We start from the raw sequence: 12,119 nt of genomic DNA, 5'->3' as shown, positions 1-12,119 counted from the left end.
TCGAAGAAGTGATCGTTCAGACCGATGCGCTGCACTTCGAGCACTTGCTGCCAGATCGCCGCGACCTGCTGCTCAAGCTCACTGTGCGGCGCGACATACGCGGCCTGCATCTGGCTGGCATCGACCGCCGGCAGGGCCTTGCGGTCGAGTTTGCCGTTGGGGGTCAGTGGCAACTGCTCAAGGAACAGCAGGTGCGCGGGAATCATGTAGTCAGGTAACGAAGACTTGAGGCCAGTCTTTAGTCCCTCGCGCAGTTGCCGCTGCGCGTCCCCGTCGTGCATCTCCAGTTGCGGAGCGACCACATACGCCACTAGTTGCGCGCCGGTGTCGCTTTCGACGGCCAGCACCGCCGCCTCGGTGACTGCCGGTTGCGCGAGCAATCGCGCCTCGATCTCCCCCAGTTCGATGCGGAATCCACGAATTTTCACCTGATGGTCGATCCGGCCCATGTACTCCAGCTCGCCCTCCTCGCGCTCTCGAATCAGGTCGCCGGTGCGGTACATGCGCTCGCCGTTACCGACGAAAGGATTCGGCACGAAGCGCTCGGCGGTCATCGCCGCACGCCCCAGATAACCGCGAGTGATGCCGGCGCCAGACAGGTACAGCTCGGCCGAAACGCCTTGCGGCACCGCGTGCAGATCGGCATCCAGCAGATGGCTGGCACTGTGCTCGAGCGCACGCCCAATCCGCGCCTGACCACCGGCGCTGCGGCGGGTCCAGGTCGAATAAGTGGTGTCTTCCGACGGGCCGTACAGGTCGTAAACGTGCTCGACCGTCGACTGCTGATACAACGCCTCCACCAGCGCTTGTTTCAGCGGCTCGCCAGCGAGGTTGATGATGCGCACGCTCGGCGGAATCTGCCCGGCACGCTGTAGCGCAGCAATCGCCGACGGCACAGTGTTGATCAGGCGTACCTGATCGCGGGCCGGCAGTTGCGGCAGCTCCAAGGCATTACGGGCGATGATCAGCGAGCCGCCGTTGGCCAAAGTGACAAACAGCTCCCAGACCGACAGGTCGAAGCACACCGACGTCGAGGCCAGCACGCCTTGGATGTCGTCGCGGCTGTAGACCTTGGCCGACCAGTCGATCAGCGCCATGACGTTGCGATGGGCAATCGCCACGCCTTTCGGTTTGCCGGTGGAGCCTGAGGTGTAGATCACGTAGGCAAGGTTGTCCGGTTGCACCGCAGTCTGTGGTGCAACAGCCGAATAGTCGCTCAGCGACAGCTGATCCAACAGCAGCACTTGCGTATCGCCCGGCACGCTCAGGGTCGCCGCGACTGCATGTTCGGTGAGCAACACCCGCGCCCGGCTGTCTTCGAGCATGTAGGCAACGCGATCCGCCGGGTAATCCGGGTCGAGCGGCACGTAAGCGCCACCCGCCTTGAGCACCGCCAGCAAGGCAATCAGCAACTGCTCGGAACGCGGCATGGCCACGCCCACGCGCACTTCCGGGCCGACACCCAACTCAAGCAGTTTGTGCGCCAGACGATTGGCCTGCGCGTCCAGTTCGGCGTAGGTCAGTTGCGTATGGGCGAAGGTCACCGCCAAGGCATCCGGGGTCGCCGCCACCTGATTGGCGATGGCTTGATGGATGCACTGCTCGGTGGAGAAGTCGGTGCTCACTAGCGGGCGGTGTTCGATCAGGTTCAGCGCGCTGAGCGTGCGCTCACCGGCATCCGCCATCTGGCTCAGCAGACGCTGCAGATGCGCGCCCAACTGCGCCACGCTGGCCGCAGCGAAGCTGTCGCGCTGATAACTGAAATGCACCGACAGTTGCGCGCCCATGTTCACCAGCAGGGTCAGCGGATAGTTGGTCTGCTCCTGATTGGCCACCGCGCCGAAGCGCAGACCTTGCGGCGCACCGCGTTCCAGTGCTTCGCCGATCGGGTAGTTCTCGAACACCATCAGGCTGTCGAACAGCGCGTCACCGCCCTGCCCGGCCCAGCGCTGAATATCCGCCAGCGGCGTGTGTTCGAACTCGCGCGAGGCGAGATTCTGCGCCTGCACCGCTTGCAGCCAGGCGATCACGCTCTGCTGCGCGGGCGGTGCGGCGATCACCGGCAGCGTGTTGATGAACAGGCCGATCTGCGCTTCGGCACCCGGCAGATCCGCCGGGCGCCCGGCGACGGTGGCGCCGAACGCTACGCATTCCTTGCCGGTGTAGCGCTGCAACAGCAGCAGCCACGCTGCTTGCACCACGGTGTTGACGGTGACTTTCGCGGCCCGGGCAAATTCGCCCAGGCGCTGGCTCAGCTCAGCGTCCAGCACCTGGTAATGATCGCCGTAACCCACGCTCGGCAAACCGGCCTGCGGCCGCGCGATGGCATTGGCCAGGCGCGTCGGTTCCTGCAGATTGCCCAGCGTCGCCCGCCAGTAAGCTTCAGCCGCCGCGCCATCCTGACGTTGCAGCCAGGCGATGTAATCGCGGTAGCGACCGGCGCCACGGGCGACCGCTTCGCCGCTGTAGTGCTGCAACACTTCGCCGAGCAACTGCGCGCTGCTCCAGCCGTCCATCAGGATGTGATGGTTGGTGTAGATCAGGTGATAACGCTCGGCTGCAGTGCGCACCAGCACCAGGCGCATCAGCGGCGCACAGCTCAGGTCCAGACCCAGTGCGCGCTCCTCATCGGCGAGGGTTTGCAGCGCCGCCTCCAGATCAGTCCTGCCGTGCCAGTCGAGCACGCTGAACGGCACCTCGACCTGACGCTGCACCACTTGTACCGGTTGCGGCAGATCGCCTTGCCAGAAGAAGCCGCTGCGCAGGATGTCATGCGCATCCACCGCCGCCTGCCACGCTGCGCGGAAGCGTTGCGGATCGACACCGTCGACGTCCAGGCGCATCTGGTTGATGTAGTCGCCATTGCCGTGTTCGAGCAAGGTGTGGAACAGCATGCCCTGCTGCATCGGCGACAGCGGATAGATGTCGTCGATGCCTTGCGGCTCCAGCACCAGCGCATCCAGTTGCGCTTGCGACAGTTGCGCCAGCGGGAAGTCCGACGGCGTCACGCCACGGTTGGCACTGTCACAGCAGTGGCCGATCAGCGCAGTCAGCTCCTGCACATAGTCGTCGGCCAGACGCTGGATGGTGGCGGTGTCGAACATCGCGCCGCTGTAGGTCCAGCTCAGGTCCAGCTCACCGCCGAACACCTTGCTGTTGAGCGCCAGCGGATTGCCCAGCGGCCCTTGCAGATTGACCTCTGCGCCGCCGGACTCGCTGGTCGGCACGAACAGGGCATCGCTCGCAGCGTCGAAGCTGCCGTCGAACTGGCCGAGGTAGTTGAAAGTCAGGCGCGGCGCCGGCAAGGCTTGCAGGGTGGCACGCGCCGGCTCATCACCGAGGTGCGCGAGTGCGCCGAAACCGATGCCTTTGTGGGGAATCGCCCGCAGCTGTTCCTTGATCTGCTTGAGCGACGCGCCGAGTTCGGCGGCCGGTGCCAGGCGTGCCGGGAATACGCTGGTGAACCAGCCCACGGTGCGGGTCAGATCGATGTGTTCGAACAGGTCTTCGCGACCATGGCCCTCAAGCAATACCAAGGCATTGTCGTCACCGGTCCAGCGCACCAGCACCCGCGCCAGCGCGGTCAGCAACAGGTCGTTGACCTGGGTGCGATAGGCCGCCGGAGCTTCCTGCAACAGCTGACGGGTCAGGGTCTGATCCAGTTTGCTGCGCAGGGTCAGCGCCTGATCGTGTTGCTGACCACCCCGCGGCCGGTCGTAAGGCAAAGCCGCCGAAGCGCCCTGCAACTGCTGCTGCCAGAAGCCCAGTTCGGCCTGCAACGCAGGGGTTTGGGCGTAGTCCTGCAACGCCGCCGCCCAGGCCTTGAGCGCACTGGTCTTGGCCGGCAACTGCACGGCGTGGCCGGCGAGAATCTGCCGGTAGGCACGTTGCAGATCTTCGAACAGAATCCGCCACGACACGCCATCGACCACCAGGTGATGGACGATCAGCAGCAGGCGCTGACTGCCATCAGCCAGGTTCGCCAGCACCGCGCGGATCAGCGAACCGCCGCTCAGTTGCAGACTGCGCTGAGCCTTGTTGCCCAGCGCCTCAAGGGCGGCGAGATCAGCGACCTCGACTTGCCAGAGAATGGTTTCCCCCGCTTGCGTGGCGACGTCGCGGTAGTGCGCCGACCAGCCAGCAGCCTGCTCGACAAAGTCCAGACGCAAACTGTCGTGCTGCACGACCAACGCATCCAGCGCTTGCTCCAGTACCTGAGCGTCCAACGCCTGCGTCGGCTTGAGCATCACCGACTGGTTCCAGTGGTGACGGTCGGGAATCGCTTCGGCGAAGAATGCCTGATGAATCGGCAGCAGCGCGGTTTCGCCGGTTTGCGCATGCTGATCGATGGGCTGCACCGCCTCGCCGGTCTGCGCGACTGTAGCGAGGGCCTGAATGGTCTGGTGCTGGAACAGGTCTTTGGGGCTGAAGCGAATCCCGGCCTGCCGCGCCCGGCTGACCACCTGAATCGAGATGATCGAGTCGCCGCCCAGTTCGAAGAAGTTGTCGCTGACGCCGACCTGCTCAAGCTTGAGCACGTCTTGCCAGATGGCCGCCAGTTGCTGCTCCAGCGCCGTCTGTGGCGCGAGGTAGGTCTGTTGCAGTTGGCTGACGTCCGGTTTTGGCAGGTTCTTGCGATCGAGCTTGCCGTTCGGCGTCAGCGGCATGCGTTCAAGACGCAGAACATACGCCGGCACCATGTGCGCCGGCAGGCTGGCCTTGAGCTGCGCGCGCAGGTCTTCGGTGAACTCGGCACGAGCCGAATCACCGACCACGTAGGCCACCAGCCGCTTGCCACTGCCGGCGCTGCCTTCCTGCGCCACGACCACCGCTTCACGCACGCCGTCGAGGGCTTGCAGCGCCGCTTCGACTTCGCCCAGTTCAATACGGAAACCGCGAATCTTCACCTGATTGTCGATGCGATCCAGATAGTCGAACGTGCCGTCGACACGCTGGCGCACCAGGTCGCCGGTGCGATAGAGCAAGCCGCCATTTGCGCTGAACGGGTCGGCGACAAAACGCTCAGCAGTCAGCCCCGGACGGTTCAGATAACCCCGCGCCAACCCGGTACCACCGAGGTACAACTCACCGGCCATGCCTTGTGGCAACAGGTTCAGATCGGCGTCGAGCACATAGGCGCTGCGGTCGCCGATCCGGCTGCCGATCGGCGCGTAAGCGGCACCGCATGGCTCTTCACGGCCAGCCTTCCAGATCAACGGCGTGACCACGGTTTCGGTCGGGCCGTAGCCGTTGATGATGTAGTCCGGATCGAGCGCGCGTTTGACCCGTTCGAAACTGGCGCTCGGCACCGCATCGCCGCCGAAGCAATAGATCCGCACTTTCGGCGGGTGGCCGACACGCTCGGCGTGTTCGGCCAGTTGTTGCAGGTACACCGGCGGGAACGCGACCACGCTCACGCCGTGTTCGATCATCGCGTTGTAGGTCTGCTCCGGCGTCCACAATGTGTCGTCGCGAATCAGCAGCGAAGCACCGTGGGTCAGGCTGGTCAGCCAGCGTTCGTGGGCGCCGTCGAAGGCGAACGACATGAAGTGGAATTCGCAGTCGCTGTCGCGCATTTCGTAGCGCTGACCGATGGCCTGGCAATGCATCGCCAGTGGGCCATGGGCAACGCTGACGCCTTTCGGATTGCCGGTGGAACCGGAGGTGTAGATCACGTACGCGAGGTTGTGCGGATCGACTGGCACCTGTGGCGCCGTGATCGGCAACTGGCGCAGGTCGAGACGATCCAGCTCCAGCAATGGCACCGATTCGGCCACCGGCAATTGCGCCGACACCGACGAATCGCTGATCAGCAGCGCCAGCCCCGAATCTTCGATCAGATAGGCCAGGCGTTCACGCGGATAACTGGTGTCCAGCGGCACATAGGCACCGCCGGCCTTGAGCACCGCCAGCAGCGCGACGATCACCGCCTCGCTGCGCGGCAGGGCCACGCCGACCCGGGTCTCGGCGCCGACACCACGGGCGATCAGCGCGTGAGCCAGTTGATTGGCACGCTGCTCGATCTCGCCATAACTGAAATGCTGACGGTTGAAGATCACCGCGGTGCGCTGCGGACGCTCGGCCGCCAGCGCAGCAATGCGCTGATGCACAGCGATGTCCACCGGGTACGGCTGCGGCTGGTTTTCGGCTTGTTGACGGGCATGCTCTTGCGCGCTGGCCAGAGCGATTTCGCCAAGGTTGCGCTCGGCCGACACGGCAAATTGCTCAAGCAATTGCAGCAGGTGGGCACTGATGCCTTCGATCACCTCACCGGCAAACTGGCTGCGGTCGAAGCTGTAGTGCAGCGCCAGTTGCTGACCGAGGGTGACCGCCACGCTCAGGGCGTAGTGGGTCTGCTCAAGGTTGCCGACATCACCGAACTGCAGGCCCTGCCCGGCCTGACTCAGCGCCTGGGCGACCGGGTAGTTTTCGAACACCAGAATGTTGTCGAACAGCGCCTCACCGCCCTGCCCGGCCCAGCGCTGGATATCCGCGAGCGGCGTGTGTTCGAAGTCGCGCAGGCTGAGGTTTTGTGCCTGCACCGCTTGCAGCCATTGGCCAACGCTCTGGTCCGGACGCGGCGTGCCGATCACCGGCAGGGTGTTGATGAACAGGCCGACCTGTTGCTCGATGCCCGGCAAATCCGCCGGACGCCCGGCCACGGTCGCACCGAACGCCACCGCTTCGTGACCGGTGTAGCGTTGCAGCAACAGCAGCCACGCAGCTTGCACCAGGGTGTTGACGGTGACTTTCTGCTGGCGGGCAAACGCTTCCAGCGCCTGGGTGCGCGGCACGTCCAGCGTCAGGTAATGGTCGCCGTGACCACTGTCGCGCTCGCCGCCGGTAGCGGCGCGGGCCAGTCGGGTCGGCTCTTGCAGCGCGGCCAACTGAGCGCGCCAGAAGTCCTGACTGAGCTGGCCGTCCTGACGTTGCAGCCAGGCGATGTAATCGCGATAGCGCCCGCCGCCATGGGCCGGGGTGCGACCGCTGTAGCGCTGCAAGACTTCACCGAGCAACTGCGAGTTGCTCCAGCCGTCCATCAGGATGTGGTGATGGGTGTAGATCAGGTGCGATTGCTCGGCAGCGGTCTGCACCAGCACCAGACGCAGCAACGGTGCATGGCTCAGATAAAATCCTTGCTGACGCTCGGCATCGGCCAGCGCCGCGAGGGCTGCCGGCTGATCGTCGCGCTGACGCCAGTCGAGAATGCTGAATGGCAACTGCACCTGTTTGTGGACGATCTGCAGCGGTTGCACCAGTTCGCCCTGCCAGACGAAACCGCTGCGCAAAATGTCCTGCGCAGCGACGGTGGCCTGCCACGCGGCGCGGAAACGCTCAGGGTCAAGACCTTGCACATCCACGCGCAACTGGTTGATGTATTCCCCCGCCGCTTGCTCGTAGAGGGTGTGGAACAGCAAACCCTGCTGCATCGGCGACAGTGGGTAGACATCATCGAGCTGACCGGCCGGCACCGGCAGCGCATCCAGTTGCGCCTGAGTCACCCGAGCCAGCGGGAAGTCCGACGGCGTCGCTTGCGCGGTGGGCAAGCTGCAGCAGTGTTCGATCAGCGCCTGCAATTCGCTGGCGTATTGATCGACCAGTTGCTGCACCGTGACGCTGTCGAACATCTCGCGGCTGAAGCCCCAGCTCATCGACAGTTCGCCGCCATACACCTGACCTTCCACGGTCAGCCAGTTGCCCAGAGGCGCCGACGGATCCTGCGCCACGCCGCTGGTTTCAACCGATGGCGCGAACAGCGCCGTCTCGTCGAACTGGCGGTCGAACTGGCCGAGGTAGTTGAAGGTGATACGCGGCTGCGGCAGCGCGGCCAGTTCGGCGCGTACCGCCGGCGCGGCCAGATGCCGTAGCACGCCGTAACCCAGACCTTTATCCGGCACCGCGCGCAGTTGCTCCTTGATCGCCTTGATCGAGCCGTCGAGATCAGCGCTGGCGGTCAGGTTGACCGCGAACAGACTGGTGAACCAACCCACGGTGCGGGTCAGGTCGACGTCATCAAACAGGTCTTCGCGGCCGTGGCCTTCCAGTTCGATCAGCGTGCCCGGTTGCTGGCTCCAGCGGCTGATGGTGCGCGCCAGGGCGGTGAGCAACAGATCGTTGACTTGAGTGCGATACGCGGCGGGCGCCTGTTGCAGCAACTGGCGGGTGCGCTCGGCGTCGAGGCGCCATTCGATTTTCTCGCCATGCAAATTTTGCAGGCTGCCATCCGGGCGGTCGCACGGCAGATCCCTGGCACCCTGATGCTGGGCTTGCCAATAGCTCAATTGCTCATCGAAGCGCGACACTTCCTGCGCCAGACGCGCAGTCCAGCTCTGGAACGCGCTGGTCTTCGCCGGCAACTGAATGCCGCCACCCGCCGCCAGTTGCTCGTAAGCCTGCTGCAGATCTTCCAGCAGCACCCGCCAGGAAACGCCATCGACCGCCAGGTGATGAATGATCAGTGCCAGTCGTTGCGAGCCGTCGGCCATCGTCACCAGCAACGCGCGCAGCAACGGGCCGTTTTGCAGGTCGAGGCTGCGCTGCGCTTCGTTGCACAGCGCCTGCAACTGTTCGGCAGATTCGACATCGCGTTGCCACAGCTCAGCGCCGGTCAGCAGCGGGCCGTGGCTTTGCTGCCAGCCTTCGCTGCCTTCGACAAAACGCAGGCGCAAGACGTCGTGGTGATTGATCAGGTGCGTCAGCGCCGCATCGAGCCATTGCGCGTTCAATGCCTCACGCGGGGTCAGCAGCAACGACTGGTTCCAGTGCTCGCGCACCGGCATCGCCCGACTGAAGAAATCCTGCTGGATCGGCCCGAGCACGGCGTCGCCGGTCACCGGGCCCTGATCCACCGAGGACAGATGATCGTGGCTCGCGACCAGCGCCAGACTGCGCACGGTCTGGTACTGGAACAGGTCACGCGGGCTGATACGGATCCCGGCCTGCCGCGCGCGGCTGACCACTTGAATCGAGATGATCGAATCGCCGCCCAGCTCGAAGAAGTTGTCTTCGAGGCCGACGCGTTCGAGGCCGAGCACAGCTTCCCAGATCGCCGCGAGGGCTTTCTGCATGGCGTCCTGTGGCGCCACGAACGCCTGTTGTGGCGCGGCATCCGGTTGCGGCAAGGCCTTGCGGTCGAGTTTGCCGTTGGCGGTGACCGGCAATTTATCGAGGGTGATCAGGTAGGTCGGCACCATGAATTCCGGCAGGCTGCCGAGCAGCCACGCCTTGACGTCTTGCTGCCACTGTTCGTCGGCCTGCGCCTGCTCCAGCACCAGATACGCCACCAGATGCTTGCCGCCCTGCACCAGCACCACCGCCTCACGCACCAGCGAGTGCTGCATCAGGCGGGTCTCGATTTCGCCCAACTCGATGCGCAAACCGCGCAACTTAACCTGATGGTCGAGACGCCCGAGGTATTCGATCACGCCGTCGGCACGCTGCCGCACACGGTCGCCGGTGCGGTACAGGCGCGCGCCGTCATGGAACGGGCACGGCACAAAACGTTCGGCCGTCAGCGCCGGGCGCTGGTGATAACTGCGCGCCAGCCCGGCGCCGCCCAGATACAGTTCACCGGCGACACCGCTCGGCACCGGCAGCAGTTCGGCATCGAGGACATGGGTGCGAAGGTTGGCGATCGGCCGGCCGATCGGCACGCTGTCCGCGCCTTCATCGACACAGGTCCAGTGGGTGACGTCGATGGCCGCTTCGGTCGGGCCATACAAGTTGTAGAGGCTGGCGTTCGGCAGCTTGGCGAAAACCTGCAGCTGCGCATCCAGCGGCAACGCTTCACCGCTGCAGACAATCCGCTTGAGATCGCTGCAGCTTTCCACGCCGGTCTCGTGAATAAACGCCTGCAACATCGACGGCACAAAGTGCAGCGTGCTGATGCCATAGCGGTTGATGCTATCGATCAGTTGCAGCGGATCACGGTGCGCGCCCGGCGCAGCCACCACCAGCCGCGCGCCGGTCAGCAGCGGCCAGAAGAACTCCCACACCGACACGTCGAAACTGAACGGGGTTTTCTGCAGCACCGAATCACTGGCGTCCAGCTCATACGCTTCCTGCATCCAGCACAAACGGTTGACCAGCGCCGCGTGGCTGTTGCCGGCGCCCTTCGGTTTGCCGGTGGAACCGGAGGTGTAAATCACGTAAGCCAGGTTCAGCGGATCAACGCTGACCTCCGGACGGCTATCGCTGTAACGGTCGAGCAGCCCCGGCTGATCCAGGGTGATGAGTTTCACGCCGTCAGTCGGCAGCGCTGCCAGCAGCGCCTGTTGCGTCAGCAGCAAGGTGATGCCGCTGTCCTCGATCATGTAGGCCAGACGCTCCTGCGGGTACTCCGGATCCAGCGGCACGTAGGCGCCGCCGGCCTTGAGAATCGCCAGCAGCGCGACGACCATTTCCACCGAACGCAGAGCGCACACGCCAACCAGACTGTCCGCTTGCACACCTTGTTCGCGCAGCAGATGCGCCAGGCGATTGGCCCGGGCATCCACTTCGGCGTAACTCAGCGTCTGTTCGCCGAACACCAGTGCCGGTGCCTGCGGCGTACGCGCGACCTGCGCTTCGATCAACTGGTGAATCGGCGTGTCGCTTGGGTACTGCGCGTGGACGTTGTTCCAGTCGTGCACCAGCGTGCGCTGCTCGTCTGCCTCCAGCAGCGGCAACTCACCAATGCGCTGCGACGGATCGGCGACCATCGCCGTCAGCAGGCGCAGCCAGTGCCGCGCCATGCGTTCGATGGTCGGTGCATCGAACAGGTCGCTGGCGTAGGTCAGCGCGGCGTGCAGCTTGCCGCCCTTCTCCCAGGTGTCCAGTGTCAGGTCGAACTGGGTGGTGCGGCTCTGCCAGTCGAGGCTGTCGAGTTGCAGGCCAGATGCGGTGCTGATGGTGGCGATATCAGCCACGTGCGGCTGATGGTTGTACATCACCTGGAACAGCGGTGTGTGGCTGAGGCTGCGTTCCAGCTTCAGCGCTTCGACCAGTTGCTCGAACGGCAGATCCTGATGCGCCTGGGCACCGAGCGCGGTTTCCTTGATCGCACGCAGCAGTTCGTCGACCCGGGTCTGGCCGTGCAGCTGCGTGCGCAGCACTTGGGTGTTGACGAAGAAGCCGATCAGGCCTTCGATCTCGCCGCGATTGCGGTTGGCGATCGGCACGCCGACACGCAGATCGGTCTGCCCGGTGTAACGGTGCAGCAGCGCATTGAAAGCGCCGAGCAGGAACATGAACACGGTGACCTGATGCTGTTGCGCGGTGCTGCGCAGTTGCTCGGCCAATTGGCCGTCGACCGCGAATTCGTAACGGGTACCGCGATAGCTCGGCATCGCCGGGCGCGAATGATCCAGCGGCAGCTCCAGCACCGGGTGTTCGTCACCCAGTTGTGCCTGCCAGTAATCGAGTTGACGTGCTTGCTCACCGGCTTCCAGCCAGCGGCGTTGCCACAGCGCATAGTCGCTGTACTGGATCGGCAGTGGCGGCAATTGCGGCGCTTGACCGGCGTCGAACGCGTCGTAGCAACGGATGAATTCGTCGATCAACACGTTCATCGACCAGCCATCGGACACGATGTGGTGCAGGGTCAGCAGCAGCACGTGTTCCTGCTCGGCGAGCTTGAGCAAGGTCACTCGCAGCAACGGGCCGACCGCCAGATCAAATGGCAGCACCGACTGCTGCTCAGCGGCGCGGATCACCGCCTGCTCGCGCTCGCTGGCCGGCAGTGCGCTGAAGTCTTCCCGGTTAATCAGCAGCGGCGCGGTGGCCGGCACTTGCAGCAGGCTGTCATCGGCCTGGCGCTGGAACACCGTACGCAGGGTTTCGTGGCGCTCCACGAGGCTGGTGAAGGCTTGCTCCAGCGCCGCCAGGTTCAGCCGCCCGTTGAGCCGCACCGCACCGGGCAGGTTGTAAGCGCCGCTCTGCGGGTCGAGTTGCCACAGGAACCACATGCGGCGCTGTGCGTAAGACAGCGCCTGACGATCCTCGGCTGCGATGCCGGCCGGTATCGGGAACCGCGCGAAATCCACGCCCTCCTTGTGCAGGGCCGCGAGGAACATCTGGCGCTTTTCCAGGGGCAACCCGATAAACCGGCGAGCAAGTTTCAAGGAGTCTTCAGCATTCAT

1 protein-coding gene (only partly in view) is annotated in these 12,119 nt (G+C 64.6%); it reads right to left on the bottom strand.

All coding sequences use genetic code 11. The features are described 5' to 3' along the window. Window positions 1-12,119 carry the 5' portion of a non-ribosomal peptide synthetase gene (locus AC1RBR_RS09480; RefSeq protein WP_492563988.1) on the bottom strand. Its footprint begins 202 nt before the window's first position, so the window shows 12,119 of its 12,321 coding nt (coding positions 1-12,119); its start codon is at window positions 12,117-12,119; the stop codon falls past the left edge of the window.

It is taken from the genome of Pseudomonas sp. GW823-FHT01D03 (assembly GCF_058798255.1).
The sequence above is the reverse complement of the archived record's forward strand: the minus strand, read 5'-3'. Positions and strand labels throughout refer to the sequence as shown.